Origin of the sequence: Olsenella uli, assembly GCF_901212675.1 — a bacterium.
GTDB classification, from domain to species: Bacteria; Actinomycetota; Coriobacteriia; order Coriobacteriales; family Atopobiaceae; genus Parolsenella; species Parolsenella uli_B.
On record NZ_CAAKOQ010000067.1, the window covers coordinates 1 to 20,635 of the forward strand.

A 20,635-nucleotide genomic window follows, 5' to 3' on the forward strand; every position below is an offset into this window, starting at 1 on the left:
GCCACGCCGCCGGCGGCGCGGTGCTCCGCAGCGACAGGGGCTCGACCCACATGGGCCGGGCGCCCGCCGGCCGGGCCGCCGGCCACGACGCGAGGCTCTCGTGCGGCCGCACCGGCTGCTGCCGCGACAACGCCGTGGCCGAGTCCCTCTTCGGCACCCCCAAGAACGAGACGTACCACCCGGGGGCCTTCGCCACCAGGCGCGAGGCGAGGGACGCCGTCATCGACTTCGTCGAGCGCCGCCACAACAGGTCGAGGCCCCACTCGACCATCGGGTGCCAGGTGCCCGCCGAGAGGATGCGGGCGTTCCCGGCAAGGGCGGAGGCGGCGTTCTCCGAGGAGGTGGAGCCCCTGGAATCCGCGGCGTAGTGTCTGTGGATTTCGACAAGTTCAAGCCGACCAAAACCCCATGCTCGGATCCGTGCGGGAACTGCTCAAATCCCGATACGAATTCTGCTCAGATTCCGTTGACAAAACACAGCTTGAGCAGCGGCATCGAGCACCTCTGCTTGGCCGAGCGGGCCTCGCGAGGTCGCGCGCGCCCTCCACCTCGGTCGGCGGCACCCAGACCAGCGACATGTCGCTGGCGGGGTTGCACATCTCGCGGAGCAGCACGCCGGCGTCGTGGGGGTCGTTCTTGTGCCGGCGGTCCTCCGGCGAGCGCAGCAGCGTCGAGACTGCCACCACGTCGCAGGCGAAGCCCGCCTCCCGCAGGAACCGGGCGAGCGCGAATCCCGTGCGGCCGGACTCGTAGGCGCAGCGCAGGGGCTGCGGCAGCTTGGCCAGCCAGGGGGCGAGCTCGGCCTCCATGCCCTCGCCGGAGACGGTCTTGGACCAGGTCTCGCCCGTGGCGAGCCCCATCGCCCTGCACGAGACGCTCCTTGCGTGCACGTCCATGCCGACCTGGGTCGCATAATCGCTCATCGGAGGCCTCCCTTTCCTTGCGGCTCTGGCACCTTCTGGCGTCCACCTCAGACGCTAACCCGCGGCCAAGCAAGAGGGGGGCCTCAGCCCTTCAAGAGACGGCTTCGGCCCCGTCAGCCGATGAACATATTGTCAAAGTCAAAGACGGGCTCGGCTTAAAACGCGCGCTCTCGCTGATATCATATTCAGAGGTAATTAAGTGGAGACGATGGCTGGCATGCAGCCAGTTTTTGTCATGCTATAGATTGAGGTGAAGGCGAGTGGCTAATCAACAGGTTGAGGCAGTCGAGATTTCTGAACAGATTCGCGACAAGAAAAAGGATGTACGATTCAGCACTCGTGAGTATGTCGTGGAATACCTCATAAGCAAGTTCAATGAGGACGATTTTTACATCCCGCTTGATTATCAGCGCAACTTTGTTTGGACAGACGTTGACTGCAGTTACTTCATCGAGTCTGTGCTCATTGGCTTGCCTATTCCCTACATGTTCTTTGCCGATGCCGAGGACGGAAGGACGGAAATCGTTGACGGGGCGCAGAGGATGAATGCCTTAGCAAGCTTTGTCAGAGGCGATTTAGTCTTACGCGACCTTGAAATACTCTCAACCGTTAACGGAAAGAGGTATTCAGACCTTCCCAAAGACGTCCAAAGAAGATTTAATAACGCTAACTTCCGGGTTGTCTACCTTGAAGAGGGGACATCTACTCCTGTCCGCCAAGAGATTTTCCGTCGCATTAACTCGTCTGGAAAGCTGCTCAAATCGCAGGAAATCCGTCGTGGCTCAATGGATGGCCCCTTTACGCAACTTGTAAGTGAGCTTTCCAAAAACGATCTCTTCATGAAGCTCGCCCCATTGAGCGAAACCGCACGAAAGCACTACGATGACATGGAGCTTGTCACGAGGTTCTTTGCTTATGCAAACGGCTACCCTGAGTTCGAAGGCTACAAAGATCGAGTCGCGAGCTACCTTGATGAATATACAAACTCGATGAACAGCAAGCTTGCGAACTCGCCAGACATGCGCGAAGAGCTTGCCACTCAATTCAATACGATGCTTCATTACGTCGAGAATTGTTTGGGAGACCGAGGCTTCAGAAAGATTCCGACCAGTAATTCAACACCACATGCGCGGTTTGAAGCTATCGCCGTAGGTGTAGCTGTCGCCCTGTCTGAAGATAAGAACCTTCCGGTCAGAGATATGTCGTGGATTGACGAGAAGGATTTTCAGGCTCTTGTTCGGTCTGATTCGGCTAATGTCAAGGCAAAGCTGAAGGATCGAATTGGGTTCGTGGCGAACAAGTTGAAGGCGGAGCAGTAGCCTCATGGATTCAAACGACTTCAATTTAGGGTACGAAGTGGTCTATCGTGACCGTCTTGAAGAGACGAAGAGCATGATTACGCTCGCGACCTTGCTCGATTCACTTGACCAAGGTGCAGAGGGCGGACGCTACAACGATGTAATGCTGCAGGCATACGAGATAGCTAATAAGGCAAACCCAAGCGGCGTACCTACACCAGCGCCAGACGTAACCCTAGTTTCCAGCGTTATCCGCTCCAACGTCAAGCTTATGGTTTATAACATTATCGAGTATTCAATCACAAGCCTCGTGCAGGCTATTTATGACAGGATAGCGGACGAGGGCTGCGGTTATACCGACGTCTCCAAGAAGCTGCAGTCGCTATGGCATCAAACTCAAATGCGCTTCAGGTTGAGCGACCCCAATGCAAACAACGACACGGCTGAACGTATTAGTAAAGATTTGCTCGATCATGCCGTCGCTAACAACGCGTTGCGGATTAATGCTCGTAACACTATTGCCGGCGGAAACCTTGATGCGGACAAAATCCTGAAGCTCTTCGACAGGCACGGAATTTCAATTCACGACGATGTAGCGAATTGCAGGACCGATGAACTCAAGGGCGAACTTGAAGACGTTAAAGACAAAAGGAATGCCCTTGCACACGGGTCAGTATCGTTTGCGGAGGCAGGCAATCAAGTGACCACATCTGAACTTGCGGAGCTGGTCGAAGACGTCGACGCTTTTTTGACACAGCTCCGCCGGGATGTTTTGGTTTATCTCAATGCCAGCGAATACCGCTGCGGCGTACCCGGGCCAGAAAAAGGCTAGTTCGCACAGGCGGCCAATATGCTCTTGCCCACGGCCTCGCCCAACTTAGGTGGCACGGCGTTTCCAATATGTCGTGCCACAGCTTTTTTGCTAATCTTCTCGCCCGGTTTGACGAACTTGTAATCTTGCGGGAAGCTCTGTAAGATGGCGCCTTCGCGCAAGGTCAGAGCTCGATTTTGCTCCGGATGCCCAAACCGACCCGTGCCGTACATATAGAACTGCGTAGTTATGGTTGGAGATGTCTCGTCCCAGGCCATCCTTCCATAGACCGCAGGATATGTTTGACCAGCAGCCTTCTTATGGCAATCAAGCCTCAAATCCTCAGGCCAATCTCGCCACGTGCCGTTAGGCGTTGAAGCCTTAATGCGCCTCAGGTTTAACTCTGATAGCGCCGACGCCACCTGCAGGGAGTCACCCCTGCAAGAACCGCCAGCACTCACGGTAGGCAACGTGCCAATCGCTTGCCGAACCGTAACGGCGTGAGCGTCATCATTCGTTGGTTCAACCAGGCTGATTGACCCGCTTTTAGAGGCCAACAGAATCAACCGCCGCCGATGCTGAGGCACACCGTACTCTTCAGCCTTCACGGCGTTGTATTCAACCGAATAGCCGGACTCCTTAAGCGTGCTCAGGAAGTCCGTGAAGATGCTCTCCTTCTCGAGCTCGGGCACGTTCTCCATAGAAACGTAATCGGGCTGCACCTCCCGCACCAGCCTCCCGAACTGCTTGAGCAATCCCCAATCCTTGTGCTTCTCACGGTGCTTCTTGTCCTTGCGGTGCTTCGAGAAGGGCTGGCAAGGCGCGCAACCCACCAGGACTTTGATGTCAAAGCCCTTCAGAAGCTCCTTGACCTCATCCCCAGTAACCTCGGCGACATTCTTGCAGATAAACTTGCCATCGCCGTTGTTCGCGTCATAGGCATACTGGCAAGAGGAATCCAGGTCAAAGCCGGCCACCACATCTATGCCTGCGGCGCGCAGGCCATAGCTAAGTCCACCGACCCCACAAAACAGATCCACGGCACCAACAGAGGGGCTCTGAGCCTCGTTCTCCTTAGAACCGTTAACACTCATCGCAATCACCCCTTCGGCATCCCAGAATGACCATAAGCGAGTATCACAATGTCAAAGATAATCCAACTCGCTAACCTCATAGGTTAGCAGCAATCAGATGGAGTGGAGGCTTCGGCTTGACTTGGCACTACCTGAATTCTCATGCAGATAGGCCGGAGTTCTTTTCGAAGACAAGTCCAAAGTTGGCCATAAGGCACCAGCCCCGCAATCAAATCCCTACTCGCGCTCCTCGCCGGAGGTGAGGCGCTCGAGCATGGTGGCGTTGGCGGCAAGCTCGGCCTCGTCGTCGAGCGGCTCGAGCGCACCGTCGCCATACTTGCGCTCGAGGGCGCGACTCAGCAGGTAGTCGGCCACACCGGGGTTCTTGGGCAGAAGCGGGCCGTGCACGTAGGTGCCCACCACGTTCTTGTAGAGGCAGCCCTCCGCGCCGGTCTGTCCGTCGTTGCCATGGCCGTGCAGCACACGACCCATCGGCTCCACGCCGTTGCCCAGGTGCGTGCGGCCGCCGTGGTTCTCGTAGCCCACCACCGGCTGCGGCGAGATGCGGCTCTCCACCGCGATGTTGCCGATGAGGCGAGGGCTACCGCGATCAGTGAAGAGATCGACGAGCGAGAGGCCCTCGACCGTCTCGTCGCCCATGAGGTAGGAGTGGCCAAGCAGCTGGTAGCCGCCGCACACGGCCAAAAGCACGCCGCCGTCCTCCACGAAGGCGGCGAGCTCGGCCTGCTCGGCGAGCAGGTGGTCGCACACGATCTTCTGCTCGCGGTCGGAGCCGCCGCCGATGAAGGCGATGTCCACGCCGTCAAAGCTGGGCCGGTCGTCGACATGCACCTCGTCGACCTCGCAGCCGATGCCGCGCCAGGCAAGGCGCTTGCGCATCACCAGGATGTTGCCGCCATCTCCGTAGAGATTGAGCAGCTCCGGATAGAGGTGCGCGATGCGCAGGGTTCTCTCGCTCACAGTCGCTCCCCCATCTTCTCGAGCTCCACCTTGGCCGGCCACAGGGCCGAGTAGTTCGTCAGCACGTAGAGCGGCCGCTCGGGCGGCAGGTCGCTCACGGCGCCGAGCGCCTCGCGCACGGTGTGGGCCACGGGGGCCGGGATGCCCGCGTACTTCATGCGCACGCGCACGTCCTCGGCGCGATGCCCGCCGGCAATGACCGCGAGGTCACCGGCTTCCACGACCTTGTCCTTGGGCCGCGGCGCGCCCACGGCGAGCCGCTCGAAGTCGACGTCCCAGATCCAAGAGATGTCCTTGCCGTCGTTGTAGTCGTCGTTGATGACGAAGAACGCGGCCTTCTTGCGGTCGTCGGCCAGCATGAGCGAGATGTTCTGGTTGAATCCCGTGGGGTTCTTTGCCAGGTTAAGCACCACCTCGCGCCCGTCAACCCGGAAGTGCTGTAGACGGCCGTTCTCGGGGTGGTAGCCGTCGAGCGCGTGCTGGAAGGTCGCGGCGTTCACGCCCGCGAGATGGGCCGCCACAAAGGCCGCGAGCAGGTTGTAGACCATGTACACGCCGCCGAAGTTGGCCCGGATGCGCACCGAGCCGTCGATGCCCGCGCCGCTCACGTCAAAGCCCACGCCCTTGCGGCCCACGGCTACGTTCGTGGCCTTCCAGTCGAGCTTGGGCCGGGCAAAGTCGCCGTTGGGACACGAGAACGCGCCCAGCTGCGCGTACGAGCGGTAGCGATACGTGAGCTCGGCGCCGCACACCTGGCAGAAGCGCGCCTCGGGCACGCGGGCGGCCGGCAGGTGCAGGTCCTCGGCAATGCCAAAGGCCAGGACCTTGGTGCCGCCCTCCTGTGCCCTGTGCGCCACGCCTATGGAGAGCGGGTCGTCGCCGCACACCACGAGCGTGGTCTCGGGCGAGGACGCAAGCGCCTGCTCGATCACCTGCTGCACGCGGTCGATCTCGCCCGCGCGGTCGAGCTGGTCGCGAAAGAGGTTGAGCAGCACGAGGTAGCGCGGTCGGAGCTCCGGCAGGATGTTGATGGTGGAGAGCTCGTCGGCCTCCATGACGGCCCAGTCGGCAGAGGCCCCCGGCAGCAGCGCCGCGGCCACGCCCGGGGCCATGTTGGCGCCCGCACGGTTGCAGAGCACCGTCTGGCCGCTCGCCTCAATGGCGTTGGCCAGCACGTTGTTGGTGGTCGTCTTGCCGTTGGTGCCGCACACCACGATGGCGCCGCGCTTGAGCTTGTGAGACAGCTCCGCGATGAGGTGCGGCTCCACGGCGAGCGCCACCCTCCCCGGCAGCTGCGAGGCCGAGCGATGCAGCACGTTCTTGAGCCCCCACGTCGTGAGGCGACCCATCCCCTGGGCCACGGACCCCCTGAGCCCCATGGGCTACTCCGCCTCGCCCTCGGCCGGGTCGTCCTCGGAGGTGCGACCGCGCCTCATGCGCTCGTACTCCTCGGGGGTGAGCACGTCCTCGATGCGCAGGTTGACGCCGCCCACCTCGAGGCCCGTCATGCCCACGACCTGCTTGACCACGACCTTCTTGACGTCCTCGAACACCTGCGGGGCATACGCGCCGTACTCGATGAGCACCGAGATATTGACGCGTACCGAGTTGTCGGGCATGACCTCGACCGAGACCCCCTTGGTGGGGTCGGAGGCGCCAAAGGTCTCCTGCACGCGGTTGAAGAAGCCGCCCTTCATGCCGAGCACGCCCGGCACGTCGCGCACGGCGATGGCGACAATCTTCTCGATGACGCCGTTGGAGAAGGTGAGCGAGTCCTCGGAGTCAAGGTCCTCGTCGGCGTCAGAGAACGTGAGGTCCCCCGAGCCGTTCTCGGCCAGCTTGACGCTCGAGGCGTCGGCGGCCTTCTCGGCGGCTTCCTCGAGCGTCTTGTCGGCGACGGCCTCGGCCTGGTCTGCCGCGAGGTCGAGGGCCTCCTCGGCCGTGCTCTCGGCGTCGTTGGTCTTCTGAGTGCCCATGGTGTCTCCTTACCTCAGCCGGCGTGCGTGCCCGTTGGGGCCACACCTGCCGGCGCATTCACTTCGCTGCCAGCCCCCGCGGGCGCTGGGTCGGGCGGCACTGCGCTGGCTCCGTCCCCTCGCGCGCCGCCCGCCGCCTCGCGCGGGACCATGGCCCCGCGCTATCTCCTCTTCGTGAGGCTCTGGAACAGGCGGACGAGCTTCGGGTCGCCGTCGAGGTACTGCCCGGCGGCGACGCCCACGATGACGAGCACGAGGATCACGAGGGTCCTGAGCACGCCGATCGTGAAGAGCATGATGGCCACGACGAGACCCGCGATGCCGCCCAGCACCGCGTGGCGGCTGTTGGGGAAGGTCTCGGCAAACCAGGTGCAGACGCGCTCGAGGACGCCAGGCGCGTTGGGTACGGCCTGGGCGGGTGCGCCGGCAGCGGGCTCGTCTGCGGCCGAGGCCGAGGCAGCGGCTGTGGTCGAGCCCGGCGCCCCCGTGGCGCGCGTCGCCTCGCCCGCCGCGGGCGCGACCTTGGCCACGGGAGCCTTCGCCGGCCCGCCCGCGCGCGAAGGCCCATCCGCGTGCGCCCCCAAGCCCTCGCCGACGCGCTCGATGCGCGCCACGGGGGCGTCCCGTCTCTCCTGCGCCATGCTACTCGCCCCTCTCGGAGGTCATGCGAATCGTGATGTCGCCCGTGTCATCCGGTGCGGGGGCCTCGGGCGTCTCGACCGCCGACGCCCCGTCCTGCTCGCCCTCGGCCTCGTCGGCCGGCACCACGAGCGAGCTTGCCTGTTGCGGCTCGAGGAACTCGACGTCGATGGCACCCAGACGCTCGCCGCACATGGCCGTGAGCCCCGTCACGAGCGCCTCGTGCAGCACGGGAGCCTCGCTCGTCACGTCGATCGACTCGTACGGGGTCACCTTGACCACCACGTGCACGGGACCGCGCTTGGACGCGCTCACGTCCACGTCCTTGGCAACCCCCAGGCCCAGCGCCTCCACGATGTGGGAGGCCTGCGAGGCCACGGCGCTCCTCGTGACGGTGATGGTGCCACCGTCGATGTCCATGACCGTGACCGCATTGTCCCTGCGCGAGAACAGCGAGCGGCCCAGCTCGAAGACGAGCCACGCGGCCGTCATGGCAAGGCAGACCTCGACCGCCACGATGTAGGCGCCTTGCTCCTCGAGCAGGGCAATCTCGTCCGGGAACAGGCCAAACCACGGAAGTGCCAGCGCCAGCAGGCACGCGATGCCCGCCAGCGAGAACACGAACAGAACGAAGCGGCGAAATCCCCCCATGTGCCCTCCCTCTCTAACAAAAGGCGCCCCGGCCTCCCGACCAGGGCGCGCGTCATGCACTAGGATACCTCGAACCGCGAAGGGACTTACTCGTCCTCCTCGAGGGCGGCGACGACCTCGTCCGTCATGTCCATCGTGTGGTAGACGTTCTGGACGTCCTCGAGCTCCTCGAGGCGGTCGACGAGGCGCTGGACCTTCTTGGCGTCGGCCGGGGTGACCTCGGTGGGCGTGGTGGGAACCATGGTGAGCTCGGAGCCCTTGACCTCGATGCCCTGTCCCTCGAGGCCCTTCACGACCTGCGGCATGTTGTCGTACTTGGTCCAGACGATCCACTCGTCGCCGGCGTCCTCGTAGTCGTCTCCGCCAGCCTCGGCGACGGCCATCATGAACTCGTCCTCGTCGACGGCGTTCTCCTTGTCGGGGACCTTCTTCTCGTCGGACTTGATGACCTTGTCGACGGCGATGGAACCCTTGCGCTCGAACTGAAAGGCCACCGAGCCGGAGGTGCCCAGCGAGCCGCCTGCGTGCGTGAAGGCGGAGCGGACGTCGGCGGCGGTGCGGTTCTTGTTGTCGGTCAGGCAGTCAACGTAGACGGCCACGCCCGCGGGGCCGTAGCCCTCGTAGGTGACCTCGGAGTAGACGGCGGCGTCGGCACCGGCACCGAAGGCCTTGTCGATGGCGGCCTTGATACGGTCCTTGGGCATGGACGACATGCGCGCCTTGGCTACGGCCGCAGCGAGCGACGCGTTGTTCTCCGGGAGCGGGTCGCCGCCGAGCTTGGCCGCAACGGTGATGTTGCGGGAGAGCTTCGAGAACAGCGCCGAGCGCTTGGCGTCCTGCGCGCCCTTACGATGCTTGGTGGTTGCCCACTTGGAGTGTCCGGACATGCACGTCTCCTTCTTGCCGCGGCGCGAGGCCCCATGGCGACGCGCGTTCTACGAGCTGTAACGGGCGCGAGCAGTGCAGGCAGGGCACGGTCGCGCAACCTTTTGAATTCTAGAACAATTCACCCCGCAGTTGAAGGCCACAAGCACGACACGCCCAAACACAGCGGACCCGCACAAGAAAGGGCGGGCCACCCGAAGGTGACCCGCCCCAGCGACCAGACGGTCACGTGCGTGCAGGCTCACGCGCACCGCAGGCTCAGGCAAGCGCCCAGCCTACTTCTCGGCCTCCGCAAGGGAGTCGAGGATGTGCTCGTCCCTGCCTTCGAACTTGGGCGCCGGACGGAACACCTGGAACAGGATGCCAGCCAGCGCGAGGAACGCGATGATGGTCCAGAAGCCGAAGTTGCCGAGGACGAAGAGCTCCCAGAGCTGGTTGATGATCATGCCAACAACCCAGCCGAAGCCGCACTGATAGCCGATGGCAGCCCAGAACCACTTCGGGTCGTCCATCTGACGACGGATGGTACCCATGGCAGCGAAGCACGGAGCGTCGAGCATGTTGAACGCCACGAACGCGCACATGGCGCCAGCGTGGAGGACACCAGAGGCATCGGTGAACATGCCAGCGAAGCCGTTCCACATGGAGACGGAGTTCTCGGTGGCATCGCCCAGGCCGTAGAGGACACCGAACGTGGAGACCAGGTTCTCCTTGGCGATGAGGGCGGAGATGGAAGCCGCGGCGGCCTGCCAGCTGTCAGCGCCAAGCGGGGCGAAGATGATGCCAAGGACACCACCGATGCCGGCGAGGATGGAATAGTCCATGTAGTCGTCGCCGAAGCCCTCCATGCCAGGCAGATAGCCGAAGGCGCCGGAGCCGCCATCCCAGCCAGCGATGCCGAAGTTGGAGAGGAACCAGATGCCCACGGAAGCGGCAAAGATGATCGTGCCGGCCTTCTTGATGTAACCGGAGAGGCGCTCCCAGATGTGCAGCCACCAGGACTTGATGGACGGCATGTGGTAGTCGGGAAGCTCCATGACGAACGGGGCAGGCTCGCCCTCGAAGGGCTTCGTCTTCTTCAGCATGATGCCGGAGATGATGATGGCGAAGACGCCGAGGAAGTAGAACATCGGGGCAACCCACCAGGCGTCAGAGCCGCCGATGAGGACGCCCATGACCAGCGCGATGATCGGCTGCTTGGCGCCGCAGGGGATCATGGTGGTCAGCATGGCCGTCATGCGACGGTCCTTCTCGTTCTCAATGGTCTTCGTTGCAAGGACGCCCGGGACGCCGCAGCCAGAGGAGACGAGCATCGGGATGAAGGACTTGCCGGAGAGGCCGAAGCGACGGAACACGCGGTCCATGACGAAGGCGACACGGCTCATGTAGCCGCAGTCCTCGAGGAAGCAGAGGAGCACGAAGAGGACGAACATCTGCGGGATGAAGCCCAGGACGGAGCCCACGCCGCCGATGACGCCGTCAACCACGAGCGAGATCACGACGTCGGAGGTGCCGATGGAGGTCAGCCAGTCGGTCACGGCCGTCGGGATGGAGGGCACGTAGCCGTCGTAGTCGGCGGGATCCGGGGCGTTCTCGGTGGCGTCGAGGGCGGCCTCGAACTCGTCGGCGTCGACGGACGGGACGGTCACGAGCTCCATGCCGTCGTCGACGGCAGCCGCGGCGTCGGAGGCGTCGGCAGAGCCGTCAACCTTCGTGATCGGCGTGGGGTCGGCATCCGGTTTGTTGGGATCGGACTCGATGTAGTTGCCGTCGCCGTCGTGGGCGGGCACGTCGGTGGCGGTCACGTTGGCGGCCTTGGCCTTGGCGACGAAGTCGTCGACAGTCTGCTGGGCGGCGTTCACGTCGTCCTCGGAGGCGTCGTCGGGAGCCTGGAGGGTGGCGACGGCGTCGGAGACCTCGGTGGCCTCGTCATCGTCAATCACGCCAGCGTCCTGGGCGGCGGCGATGTAGCCGTCGATCTGGTCCTGGTAGTAGTTGGAGTCGTACTCGTCCTGGGCGTCGTTGTAGGCCTGCTCGCCAGCCCCGTTGATGAAGAAGCCGTCGGAGAACAGGTTGTCGTTCACCCAGTCGGTGCCGGCGGTACCAACGGTGGAGATGGCGATGTAGTACACGAGGAACATCACGACGATAAAGATCGGGAGACCGAGGATTCGGTTGGTAACGACCTTGTCGATCTTCTCGGAGGTGGTGAGCTTCTTGGGGGCCTTCACCACGCAGGCGTCCATGACGCGGGCGATCCACTCATAGCGGTCGGAGGTGATGATCGACTCGGCGTCGTCCTCGCGGGCGTTCTCGACGACCTTGATGAGCCTCTCGAACTCGCCGAGCTCGGTGTCGGAGAGCTTGAGCGGCTCGATGGCGGCGGCGTCGCGCTCGAAGACCTTGATCGCGAACCAGCGCACGAGGCTCTCGTCGCACTTGCCCTTGATGGCGGCCTCGATCTTGTCGAGGGCATCCTCGACCTCGCTGGAGAAGACGCGGGCGGGCGCGGCGGCCTTGCCGGCCTTGGCGGCGTCGATGGCGGTCTTCACGAGCTGGTCGGTGTTGGTCTCGCGAAGCGCGGAAACCTGGACCACGGCGCAGCCGAGCTCCTGCGAGAGCTTGGCGGTGTCGATCTTGTCGCCGCTCTTCTCGAGGAGGTCGAGCATGTTGAGGCCGAGCACGACGGGCAGGCCGCACTCGAGGACCTGGGTGGTGAGGTAGAGGTTGCGCTCGAGGTTGGTCGAGTCGACGAGGTCAATCACGGCCTGCGGGCGGTTCTTGATCAGGTAGTCGCGCGAGACAACCTCCTCGGGCGAGTACGGGGATAGCGAGTAGATGCCGGGGAGGTCGGTGAAGGTGACGGACTTGTCGCCCTTCCACGTGGCCTCCTTCTTCTCGACCGTGACGCCGGGCCAGTTGCCGACGTAGCCGTTCGAACCCGTCAGGGCGTTGAACAGCGTGGTCTTGCCGCAGTTCGGGTTGCCTGCGAGCGCAATGTACATGCGGTCTTCCATGACTCCCTTTCCTCTGTTGCCGGGGGCGGGGTCGGCCCCCTGGGCCCGCCTGCGCGGGCTCATTGCCAATCGGTGCGCGCTCCCCTAAGCGCGGTGCCGTCTCCGGACGGGTCCGGAGCTCCCGGCCGCGGGCGCGACCGGAGGGTCACGCCTCGGGTTCCTCGACCCAAGGCGACGGCCGAGTTACTCGGGATCGACCTCGACCTTGTCTGCCTCGTCCTTGCGGATGGACAGCTCGTAGCCACGGACGTTGACCTGGATGGGATCGCCAAGCGGGGCCACCTTGACCACCTTGACCTTGGCGCCCTTGGTGAGGCCCATGTCCATGATGCGACGCTTGACGGCGCCGGTGCCGGTGAGTGCCTTCACCGTGCACGATGACCCGACTGGGATGTCCCTGAGCGTAGTCACCTTGTTCCTCTCCTTCTCCTCTGGCCGGGGCAAGCCCCGGCATGGAACGACGAACTATCGACGGGCCAGGCCCGACGCGCGCCAGGACGCATCCCGGTGCCGCATGCGCGCGATGGCGCGCGGATACGCAGCTAGTTGGTGAAGACGTGCATGGCCGTGGCGTGGTCGATGCCCACCTGGGCGCCCTTGACCGACGCAATGGTGCCGGCGGAGGATCCCTGACTCACGACCTTGACCTCGGCGCCTTCGACAAAGCCGAGGTTCTCGAGGTGGCGGCGCATCTCGTCGTTGCCGCGGACCTTCACCACCGTGACAACCGAGCCCTCGTGGACCATCGCGAGGGGGAGCTGGGCTCCCGCGCTCTGCTGTGCGTCAGACATGCTGCCTCCAATACCTCAGCTTCCCCCAGCTCCAGACGCTGCGGCGGGCGACTGCGTACACGTGTGGGCTGGGCGTGCGCTCGCTTGCGCGGCGCCCGACCGGCGGAGACGCTCCCGCCGAACCCCCGGCACAGCAGGGCGGACGAGCCCGCTCGCCGACTCGTCCGCCACCGCTCACCCTTCCAGACCTGCCGTCCACGAACGGAAATATGGAGGAGTTGCGTTCTTCTAACTTAAGGTAGTATGCGTCTAACTTATGGGCGAGTCAACCACGGCGAACCATTTTTGATGACCGGTTTCCTTGGGCCAGCACCGAGCGGGCGGGACCGGTTTGGGCACGGGCTGCTTGGTCGCGCGCAGTTGCGCCAGCCGTCCCGAAGTTGCGCCTTGGCTACCCTGAGGCTGTACCTCGACAGCCTCGAAGCCAACCCTTGGCTGCCCAGAGGCCGCGCTTTGGCTGCCCCAAATCCGCACCTTGGCTGCCTGGAGGCCGCACCTTGGCTGCGCAGAGGCCGCACCTTGGCTGCCCGAATCCGTCGCACCGAATCCGTCGCAGGCAGACGTTCGTCTCGTTTTTAGCAGTTAACTGCCCGTTTGAGCGCGGTTAACTGCTAATAACGAGACGAACTCGAGAAGGGCGAGGGGAGACGGGGTCTGGCCCGTGCGAGAGGGACTGGGCGGGACGGGGCCTGGCCTAATCGAGGGGGCAGGACGGGGTGGGGCCAGGCCCGTGCGAGAGGGTCATGGCAGGATGAGAGCCCCGGCAAACGAAAAGGGGCGGGACCCTGAGGGCCCCGCCCGGAATACGCGGGCGGATGATGCAGTATTCGCGCGAGGAGCGGGCCGAGAGGCCAGCGCTCGCGTCGGCCGCGACCGCTAGCGGAGTCGTGCCAGGACGCCGCGGACGAGGCGCTCGAAGTCGTCCTCGTAGTCGTGCGCCACGTCGAGCACGCTCTCGTGCGTGACCCCGGCGGCGCCGGCCATGTTGGCCGCCAGCGTGATGCCCAGCACGTTCATGCCGAGGGCGTGCGCCATGATGGCCTCGCACACGAGCGACATGCCCGCGAACGACGCGCCCAGCACGCCGAGCGCCGCCACCTCGGCGCCCGTCTCGAAGCTGGGCCCGAGAAGCCCGGCGTAGACGCCCTGCTGCAGCTCGATGCCCTCGTCGCCCGCCACGCCCAGCGCAAGCTCGCGCAGGTAGGGCGTGTAGGTGTCGGTGAGCCCCACGAAGGGCGACTCCACCACCGAGAGGTCCTCGTCCTCGATGAGGGGGTTGGTGCCCGTGAGGTTGATGTGGTCGGTCACGAGTCCCAGGCCCACGTGTGCGCGCCCGGCAACGGCGCCGGTGGAGCAGGCGAAGACGATGTCGCGGCAGCCCAGCTTGTGGGCGTGGCGCACGAGCGAGCTCACCTGGGCGGGGCCGTAGCCCTGGTAGAGGTGGACGCGCCCCGGGTACACCACGACGGGCACGTCGTCGAGCGTGCCCACGGTGACCTCGAAGCGATGCCCCGCCACCGGCCGGGCCGCGGCCGGGAAGCCCTCGATGTCGGCGTACGGTATGCGCCGCACCGGCTTCACGAGCGAGGCCAAGGCCCCCAGGCCGCTTCCCAAGACGATGGCGACCGGGTGCTCCATGCTCGCACGGCACGCGTTCACGACGTTCTCGTCAACCACGACAATCCCCTCCCTGGCGAGGGCCCGGGCGCAGACGCCCTGCCCCCTCACGAGTCTCCCTGTATAGCTTCCGTCGTAGGCGAGGGTAGACCCACAGGCGGGGCTCTTCGCCTTCAGGACGGCGAGCGGTGCCGAGACGTGCCGTGCACGGTCGAGGGCGCGCGCGGCGCCGAGGCGGTAGGCCTCCGTGACGTCGGCCCCCTCGCGCGTCACCACCCGCTCGCCGCGGATCTCGGCCGCGGGGCGGGGGCAGGGCAGGCCGCCGTCCATCTCAGGGCACACGGCCACGACCGTGCCGCCGGCCTCCCGCACGACACGAGCCAGGGCCCGCACGGCACAGGAAGGGCGAGCGGCGCCGTCGTAGCGGCACCGCTCGCCCAGAAGGCATCTGCTTATGACGATGTTCATGCGGAGGCCTCCGCCCGGGCGCCTACGCCCCCAGCGTCGCCAGCTGGATGGTCGCCTTGGAGAGGGCCTGGTTCACGTAGTCGGTCCACTCCGACGAGCTGCTCCTCGCGTTGGTGCTGTACTGCTGGTAAGCCACGTAGTATGCCATCTGGGCCTGGGCGTAGGTGGCGGAGTCGGCCGAGAAGGTCTCGTCCTTGAGGGCGGCGTAGTAGGGGCCATCCTGGCGCGCCCACGTGTTGTTGGTGGAGTCCCACTCGTCGCCGAGCAGGTTGATGATGTAGGCGCCGTAGGTGGCGTTGGCCGTGTCCTGGTTGCCGTCGGCGGGCGTCTCGGGCGCCGTGGGGGCGTCGCCGGCCTGCGTGGTGACCACCTTGTCCTTGAGCTTGGACATCGCGGCGCTCTCGCGCACGATCTCCTTGGCCTGGTCCTCGGTGAGGCCGTAGGTCGAGGCCAGCGTGCTCATGTCGGACACGCCCGTCATCTTCTCGGCATAGGAGGGCAGCTCGTCGTCGGAGACGGTGACGCCCTGCTCCTCGGCGATCTGGGCGAGGATGCGGTTGCGCGCCACGTCGATGGCGGCGTCGGACGAGGGGATGGTGTAGGAGCCGTCGTCGGTCTTGGCCTTGTCGAGCGAGGTCTGCGACTCGATGGCCTGGCGCACGGTGACGGTGTCGGTCTTGCCGTCGTAGGCGTAGGTGGCCATGACCTGGTCGAGGTCACCCTCGGAGACGGTGGTCTTGCCGGCAAAGGCCGGGGTCACCTTGCCGCCGCCCAGCACGAAGTGCCCCACCACGAGGCCCACGACGAGCGCCACCACGCAGGCGCCGACGAGCACCGGCAGCCCAAACGCGCCCGCCTGGCCGTAGCCGGCCCTCTTCGTTCCCTTGCCCTGATCCTTTGCCATCCTTCACCGCTCCTGAGTCCGTCTCTGTCGGGATTGCGCGGAAGACGAGCCCCGGGCGCCCGACCCACAAGCGAGCCGTCGCGCACGGGCCGTCCCTCCACACGCAGCGCGCCCGACATCGCTGCCGGGCGCGCAATCCCTGCGTATCTTGTGTGCCAGTCTACCCCAGCTCGGCCACGCGGGCGGCCACGGCCTTGCCATACGCCTGCGTACCCACGCAACCTTCAGTCGAGCCTGAAAGCGCGCGCTTGATGTCGGCCGTGACGCACGTGCCCTCGGCGAGCACCTCGCGCACGGCGGTGCGGATGCGGCCCGCCGCCGCACCCTCGCCCAGGTGGTCGAGCATCATGGCGGCCGAGAGGATCATGGCCGTGGGGTTGGCGACGTCCTTGCCGGCGATGTCGGGGGCGCTGCCGTGCGTGGCCTCGAAAATCGCCTGGTGCTCGCCGATGTTGGAGCCCGGCGCCAGGCCCAGACCGCCCACGAGGCCGGCGCACAGGTCGCTCACGATGTCGCCGTAGAGGTTGGGCAGCACGAGCACGTCGAAGTCGGCCGGGTCCATGACGAGGCCCATGCAGGTGGCGTCCACGATCTTGGAGTCGAAGGCGATGTCGGGGTAGTCGGCGGCGACGCGCTCGGCCGTGTGGAGGAAGAGGCCGTCGGTGCACTTCATGATGTTGGCCTTGTGCACGGCGGTCACCTTGTGGCGGCCGTTTCGGCGCGCGTAGTCGAAGGCGTAGCGCACGATGCGCTCCGAGCCGCTCACGCTGATGGGCTTGAGCGAGATGGCCGAGTCGGGCTTGATGGTGCCGGCGCCCTCGCGCTCGACCGCGTCCATGATGGCGCGCGCACCCTCGGAGCCCTCGTCGAACTCGATGCCGGCGTAGAGGTCCTCAGTGTTCTCGCGCACGATCACGAGGTCGACGCCGTCGTAGCGGCTGCCGTCGCCGGGCATGGACAGGCACGGGCGCACGCAGGCATACAGGTCGAACGCACGGCGCAGCGCCACGTTGACACTCCTGAAGCCCGAGCCCACCGGCGTGGTGACCGGGCCCTTGAGGGCCGTGCCGGTCTCGCGCACGGAGTCGAGGACGCGCTCGGGAAGCGGCGTGCCCTCGGCCTCCATGACCTTGGCGCCCGCCTCCTGGACGTGCCAGTCGATGTCGACGCCGCTCGCGGCGACGACCTCGCGCATTGCGGCAGAAATCTCCGGGCCGATGCCGTCTCCCGGAATGAGCGTGACCTGATGGGCCATGGTCTCCCCTATCGCCTGCGCCGACCCCCTCGGTCGGCAGCCTGGGCCAGATTCTACTCGGATGGTCGCGAGGCTAGGTTTCGCGCGCGTGACGCGCACAGCCCGACCGCGACGCTCCGTGTCGCCCGAGTCGCGCCGCGCGGGTGCGAGCCCCCCGGCACGCGCCGGCGGCACGACGCAGCCGCCGCGCCTACTTGCCGGCGGCCTCCACGATCTGGGCCGACAGCGTCTTCACGTAGCCGCGGCCGCTCTCGGCGTCGAACGAGATGCGCCCGGCAAGGGCCTTCTTGGTGGCCGCCGAGGCCTTGCCCTGGGCAAGCCCGAGCAGGGCCGTGAGCATGTCGCGGTAGCCCGGGTCGCCGTGGAAACACTGGATGGCCTCGTCGAGCAGCGGCCAGACCTTGTCGGACTTCTCCTCCGAGACGGCACCCAGGCGGGCGAGCAGCCTGAACGAGGAAATGCGCACGCGCGACGAGCTGTCGTCGAACAGCGACGCCTCCGCACCCTCGTAGGCCTCCTCGACGAGGTCGGGGTGCGAGGCGGCGATGAGGCTGAGCGCGTCGAGCGCCTCCCAGCGCGTCTGGGCCTCGGGACGGAAGAGCGCGTCCACGAGCGCCTGGGACACGGTCTCGACCTGGGCCTCGATCGTCTCGGGATGCTCCTCGGCCATCTTGGCCAGGGTGTGCGAGGCCTCCTGGCGGATGCGGCGGTTGGGGCCGGAGAGCTCCTCGCACAGGCGGTCGACCAGCGTCACCTCGCCCGCGCCAAAGCGACTCTCGGGAGCTGCCTTCTTGTCTGCCATCTGATGTCGTCCTTCTCCTCGAGGCCGGTGGCGAGGCACCGTCATCGGCCGAACTGTCAATCGTCATGCGTGCGAGCCACGCGAGGGTCGGGCGCAGGTCCCGTGGCCCCTGCGCGCGCAAGCCTCGGGCCCGTACGCGCGGCCCCGTCCGCGGCCCTACTCGCAGAAGCCGTCCACCACGGCCGTGCCGCTTCGGGGGTCGGTGTGGATCTGGATGAGCCCCAAAGACGCCGCCTCGCGCAGGAGCGCCGTGAACGAGCGGTAGCCGTAGGTGCCCTCGGAGAACTGCGGGCGCTTGCGGCGCATCGTGTCCTTGAGCAGCGACGCCAGGATGAGGCCGTCGGTCTCGCGCTGCAGGGCGTCCACCGTCTCGAGCAGAAGCTTGTAGCAGGGCACCTTGTCCTTGGGCACGCGGCTCTCGTAGGCGGGGATGCCCCCGGGCGAGACGATGTCCTCGTAGAAGATGAACTCGTCGCACACCTCGGTGAGCAGGGTGCTCGTGGCCTCGCGCATGCCCACGCCGATCACGGTCTTGTCGAACTCGCGCAGCTTGGAGACGAGCGGCGAGAAGTCAGAGTCGCCCGAGAGGATCGCAAAGGTGTCGATGTGGTTCTTGGTGAGGCACATCTCCACGGCGTCCACGGCCAGGCGGATGTCGGCTGAGTTCTTGCCCGTGTAGGCGCGGTCGGGGATCTCGATGAGCTCGATGCCCAGCTCGTGCAGGGGCGTCACCGCGTCCTCGAAGCGCTGCCAGTCGCAGTAGGCGCGCTTGGCGACGATGCGTCCCTTGTCGACGAGACGCTCGAGGATGCGCTTGACGTCGGGGGCAGGGCCGGGCTCCTGGTGGCCGTTGCGCTTGCGACGGCCCGTGCCCAGCGCCAGGTTCTCGTAGTCTATCAGCACCGCGATGGTGCCCTGGGGCGCCACCGGGATGGTCTGGTTCATGTCTTGCATGCCTTACTTGGTTCCCTTCCGGCCGCGCGCGGACGCATCGCCGCCGTGCGACCCTTCCGCGTCTCCCCCGGAGACGCTCATGAGCTCGGGCTCCTCGGCGCCACCCCGCCTCGCCTTGCGCTCGGCTCGCCTGGCCCGGGCGCGCTCGCGGTCACGGGCGCGGGCGGCGGGTGTCATGAGTCGGTCGACGAACTTCCAAGGGCCCACCGAGTCGCCGTAGCCAAACTTGAGGCCCGCGATGGCACCCGCCACGGCCCCGATGGCCAGCATGCCCACCACGACGTAGCCCGTGGCCCACACCACCATGAAGAGCACGGACCCGATGAGGACGGCCGCGAGGTTGGCCACCGCGTAGCCCGCGGTGTCCTCGCAGCGCGCGCCCCACTCCTCGCCCGCGTGAAAGCCGAGCAGGATGCCGAACGCCGCGAACAGGATGCTCACGACCGTGAGGGCAAAGCCGTCTCCCACGCCCTACTCCTCGTGGCCGTGGTCGTGACCGCAGCCGCAGGAGTCTCCGTGGCCGCAGCAGCACTCATGGTCGTCGTGACCGTGGTCGTGGCCACAGCCGCACTCGTGGCCGCAGGCGCAGGCGTCGCCGTCGGCGTCCTCGTTCAGGAGCGACCAGTCAAGCCCGGCCGCCGCGGCGTCGCCCTCCTCGGCGTAGAGCAGGCTGATGGCCTGCGTGCCGAGGCGCTCGCCACCGATCTGGCAGAGCATGTCGAAGAGCGTGAAGGCCGTCTCGGCGCCGGGCAGCGTAATCTCGAGGTCCTCGGACTGCTCGATGGCGAGGCGGATGTCCTTGCGCATGTGCTCCACGAGAAAGCCGGGCTTCCAGTCGCCCTCGAGGGCCTTGGGGCCCAGCGCCGTGAGCGCGCGCGACGACCCCATGCCCGAGCCCACCATGTCGAGCATGAGCCTGGGGTCGAGCCCGCCCTGCTCGGCGAGCGCGAGCGCGTCGGCCATGCCCACCATGCAGCTCGCGAGCGACACCTGGTTGCAGAGCTTGGCCGTCTGGCCCTTGCCGGCGCCACCAAAGTAGAAGGCCTTGGACGAGAAGGTCTCGAGCACGGGCAGGATAGGCTGGGCGTCGGCCTCGGTAGAGCCGAGGATGAGCGTGAGGGTGCCGGCGATGGCACCGGACTCGCCGCCGGTGACCGGGCAGTCGACGGCGTGCTTGTCCTCGACCTCGGCCGCGTCGTGGATGTCGCGCGCGAGCTGCGGCGACGACGTGGTGAGGTCGACGAGCCAGGCACCCTTCTTGGCCGCGCGGACGAGGCCGTTGGTGGCCAGGTAGACGTCCTCGACATCGGTGGGATACCCCAGCATGGTGAACACGACGTCGGCGTCGGCGGCCGCGGCGGCAGGACTCTCCGCCCAGTGGGCGCCGCGGGCCACGAGGGCGTCGGCCTTGGACTTGGTGCGGTTGTAGACCGTGAGGTCATAGCCTGCGTCCATGATGTGGCCGGCGATGGGGGCACCCATGATGCCGGTGCCGATGAACGCGACCTTGGGCTTGGCGCTGTTGGTCATTGGGTTCCTTCCTGATTGCTGCCTGGCGGGCGTGCGGCGCGCCGCACGATACCGGCCCAG

At 65.8% G+C, this 20,635-nt stretch carries 21 protein-coding genes; 3 read left to right on the forward strand and 18 right to left on the reverse strand.

The annotated features are described in order from the left end of the window. A partial coding sequence (locus EFAMC1_RS11575; RefSeq protein ID WP_154054290.1) for an integrase core domain-containing protein occupies positions 1–368 on the forward strand: 368 nt, incomplete at its 5' end. 21 nt (positions 369–389) lie between these two features. Here the strand turns inward: EFAMC1_RS11575 and EFAMC1_RS10880 are convergent. Beyond that, positions 390–923: an IS110 family transposase gene (locus EFAMC1_RS10880; RefSeq protein ID WP_154054291.1), complete on the reverse strand. Its 534-nt coding sequence runs from the start codon at positions 921–923 to the stop codon at positions 390–392. A 260-nt stretch (positions 924–1,183) separates the two neighbouring features. Here EFAMC1_RS10880 and EFAMC1_RS10885 point away from each other — a divergent pair, with 260 nt between their 5' ends. Together EFAMC1_RS10885 and EFAMC1_RS10890 are read left to right on the forward strand one after the other, a co-directional pair. Beyond that, positions 1,184–2,242, forward strand: a complete 1,059-nt coding sequence (locus EFAMC1_RS10885; RefSeq protein WP_154054292.1) for a DUF262 domain-containing protein — start codon at positions 1,184–1,186, stop codon at positions 2,240–2,242. A 4-nt stretch (positions 2,243–2,246) separates the two neighbouring features. Next, a complete protein-coding gene (locus EFAMC1_RS10890) occupies positions 2,247–3,053 on the forward strand; it encodes an MAE_28990/MAE_18760 family HEPN-like nuclease (protein ID WP_154054293.1) in 807 nt (268 codons plus the stop codon). Here the strand turns inward: EFAMC1_RS10890 and EFAMC1_RS10895 are convergent. The 17 genes from EFAMC1_RS10895 to EFAMC1_RS10975 form a co-directional block, all read right to left on the reverse strand. Then, positions 3,050–4,126 carry a DNA cytosine methyltransferase gene (locus EFAMC1_RS10895; RefSeq protein ID WP_154054294.1) on the reverse strand — a complete coding sequence of 359 codons (1,077 nt, stop codon included), beginning with the start codon at positions 4,124–4,126 and terminating at the stop codon, positions 3,050–3,052. The two genes, EFAMC1_RS10890 and EFAMC1_RS10895, sit on opposite strands and share 4 nt — an antisense overlap. A gap of 216 nt (positions 4,127–4,342) precedes the next feature. Continuing rightward, positions 4,343–5,086, reverse strand: coding sequence for a type 1 glutamine amidotransferase (locus EFAMC1_RS10900; protein ID WP_154054295.1), 744 nt, complete (start codon positions 5,084–5,086; stop codon positions 4,343–4,345). Further along, positions 5,083–6,465, reverse strand: a complete 1,383-nt coding sequence (locus EFAMC1_RS10905; RefSeq protein ID WP_154054296.1) for a MurT ligase domain-containing protein — start codon at positions 6,463–6,465, stop codon at positions 5,083–5,085. The genes EFAMC1_RS10900 and EFAMC1_RS10905 overlap by 4 nt, the downstream gene beginning before the upstream one ends. Before the next feature lie 3 nt (positions 6,466–6,468). Continuing rightward, complete coding sequence (locus EFAMC1_RS10910; RefSeq protein WP_154054297.1) at positions 6,469–7,062, reverse strand: Asp23/Gls24 family envelope stress response protein; 594 nt, start codon at positions 7,060–7,062, stop codon at positions 6,469–6,471. Positions 7,063–7,223: 161 nt separating this feature from the next. Beyond that, positions 7,224–7,703 (reverse strand): DUF2273 domain-containing protein, encoded by a 480-nt coding sequence (locus EFAMC1_RS10915; protein WP_222838720.1) that lies wholly within the window; start codon positions 7,701–7,703, stop codon positions 7,224–7,226. Position 7,704: 1 nt separating this feature from the next. Further along, positions 7,705–8,352 carry a hypothetical protein gene (locus EFAMC1_RS10920; RefSeq protein WP_154054298.1) on the reverse strand — a complete coding sequence of 216 codons (648 nt, stop codon included), beginning with the start codon at positions 8,350–8,352 and terminating at the stop codon, positions 7,705–7,707. A gap of 86 nt (positions 8,353–8,438) precedes the next feature. Then, the gene (locus tag EFAMC1_RS10925) at positions 8,439–9,239 is read right to left on the reverse strand and encodes a YebC/PmpR family DNA-binding transcriptional regulator (RefSeq protein ID WP_154054299.1); all 801 of its coding nucleotides are present in this window, start codon (positions 9,237–9,239) and stop codon (positions 8,439–8,441) included. 273 nt (positions 9,240–9,512) lie between these two features. Further along, a complete protein-coding gene (locus EFAMC1_RS10930; RefSeq protein WP_154054300.1) occupies positions 9,513–12,254 on the reverse strand; it encodes a FeoB small GTPase domain-containing protein in 2,742 nt (913 codons plus the stop codon). 183 nt (positions 12,255–12,437) lie between these two features. Next, on the reverse strand, positions 12,438–12,665 hold the full coding sequence (locus tag EFAMC1_RS10935; protein ID WP_154054301.1) for a ferrous iron transport protein A: 228 nt from the start codon (positions 12,663–12,665) through the stop codon (positions 12,438–12,440). A 131-nt stretch (positions 12,666–12,796) separates the two neighbouring features. Then, entirely contained in the window at positions 12,797–13,045 is a 249-nt protein-coding gene (locus tag EFAMC1_RS10940) for a ferrous iron transport protein A (protein ID WP_154054302.1), read from the reverse strand. Positions 13,046–13,921: 876 nt separating this feature from the next. Then, positions 13,922–15,130, reverse strand: a complete 1,209-nt coding sequence (locus tag EFAMC1_RS10945) for a purine-nucleoside phosphorylase (protein WP_154054303.1) — start codon at positions 15,128–15,130, stop codon at positions 13,922–13,924. 22 nt (positions 15,131–15,152) lie between these two features. Further along, positions 15,153–16,034 carry a hypothetical protein gene (locus EFAMC1_RS10950; protein ID WP_154054304.1) on the reverse strand — a complete coding sequence of 294 codons (882 nt, stop codon included), beginning with the start codon at positions 16,032–16,034 and terminating at the stop codon, positions 15,153–15,155. A gap of 160 nt (positions 16,035–16,194) precedes the next feature. Continuing rightward, positions 16,195–17,289 (reverse strand): isocitrate/isopropylmalate dehydrogenase family protein, encoded by a 1,095-nt coding sequence (locus EFAMC1_RS10955; protein ID WP_154054305.1) that lies wholly within the window; start codon positions 17,287–17,289, stop codon positions 16,195–16,197. A 190-nt stretch (positions 17,290–17,479) separates the two neighbouring features. Next, entirely contained in the window at positions 17,480–18,091 is a 612-nt protein-coding gene (locus EFAMC1_RS10960) for a hypothetical protein (RefSeq protein ID WP_261981885.1), read from the reverse strand. Between the two features lie 156 nt (positions 18,092–18,247). Beyond that, positions 18,248–19,045 (reverse strand): NYN domain-containing protein, encoded by a 798-nt coding sequence (locus EFAMC1_RS10965; protein ID WP_154054306.1) that lies wholly within the window; start codon positions 19,043–19,045, stop codon positions 18,248–18,250. Between the two features lie 3 nt (positions 19,046–19,048). Then, positions 19,049–19,513 (reverse strand): hypothetical protein, encoded by a 465-nt coding sequence (locus EFAMC1_RS10970; protein WP_154054307.1) that lies wholly within the window; start codon positions 19,511–19,513, stop codon positions 19,049–19,051. 3 nt (positions 19,514–19,516) lie between these two features. Beyond that, positions 19,517–20,575, reverse strand: a complete 1,059-nt coding sequence (locus EFAMC1_RS10975; RefSeq protein WP_154054308.1) for an NAD(P)-dependent oxidoreductase — start codon at positions 20,573–20,575, stop codon at positions 19,517–19,519. Between the last annotated feature and the right edge of the window lie 60 nt (positions 20,576–20,635).

Excerpts from the sequence above, each read along its gene's own strand:
- EFAMC1_RS10930 (WP_154054300.1), bottom strand. The coding sequence starts at position 12,254 with ATGGAAGACCGCATGTACATTGCGCTCGCAGGCAACCCGAACTGCGGC.
- EFAMC1_RS10955 (WP_154054305.1), bottom strand. The coding sequence starts at position 17,289 with ATGGCCCATCAGGTCACGCTCATTCCGGGAGACGGCATCGGCCCGGAG.
- EFAMC1_RS10965 (WP_154054306.1), bottom strand. The coding sequence starts at position 19,045 with ATGCAAGACATGAACCAGACCATCCCGGTGGCGCCCCAGGGCACCATC.
- EFAMC1_RS10880 (WP_154054291.1), bottom strand. The coding sequence starts at position 923 with ATGAGCGATTATGCGACCCAGGTCGGCATGGACGTGCACGCAAGGAGC.
- EFAMC1_RS10950 (WP_154054304.1), bottom strand. The coding sequence starts at position 16,034 with ATGGCAAAGGATCAGGGCAAGGGAACGAAGAGGGCCGGCTACGGCCAG.
- EFAMC1_RS10895 (WP_154054294.1), bottom strand. The coding sequence starts at position 4,126 with ATGAGTGTTAACGGTTCTAAGGAGAACGAGGCTCAGAGCCCCTCTGTT.
- EFAMC1_RS10905 (WP_154054296.1), bottom strand. The coding sequence starts at position 6,465 with ATGGGGCTCAGGGGGTCCGTGGCCCAGGGGATGGGTCGCCTCACGACG.
- EFAMC1_RS10945 (WP_154054303.1), bottom strand. The coding sequence starts at position 15,130 with ATGAACATCGTCATAAGCAGATGCCTTCTGGGCGAGCGGTGCCGCTAC.
- EFAMC1_RS10960 (WP_261981885.1), bottom strand. The coding sequence starts at position 18,091 with ATGGCAGACAAGAAGGCAGCTCCCGAGAGTCGCTTTGGCGCGGGCGAG.
- EFAMC1_RS10920 (WP_154054298.1), bottom strand. The coding sequence starts at position 8,352 with ATGGGGGGATTTCGCCGCTTCGTTCTGTTCGTGTTCTCGCTGGCGGGC.
- EFAMC1_RS10910 (WP_154054297.1), bottom strand. The coding sequence starts at position 7,062 with ATGGGCACTCAGAAGACCAACGACGCCGAGAGCACGGCCGAGGAGGCC.
- EFAMC1_RS10915 (WP_222838720.1), bottom strand. The coding sequence starts at position 7,703 with ATGGCGCAGGAGAGACGGGACGCCCCCGTGGCGCGCATCGAGCGCGTC.
- EFAMC1_RS10975 (WP_154054308.1), bottom strand. The coding sequence starts at position 20,575 with ATGACCAACAGCGCCAAGCCCAAGGTCGCGTTCATCGGCACCGGCATC.
- EFAMC1_RS10940 (WP_154054302.1), bottom strand. The coding sequence starts at position 13,045 with ATGTCTGACGCACAGCAGAGCGCGGGAGCCCAGCTCCCCCTCGCGATG.
- EFAMC1_RS10890 (WP_154054293.1), top strand. The coding sequence starts at position 2,247 with ATGGATTCAAACGACTTCAATTTAGGGTACGAAGTGGTCTATCGTGAC.
- EFAMC1_RS10925 (WP_154054299.1), bottom strand. The coding sequence starts at position 9,239 with ATGTCCGGACACTCCAAGTGGGCAACCACCAAGCATCGTAAGGGCGCG.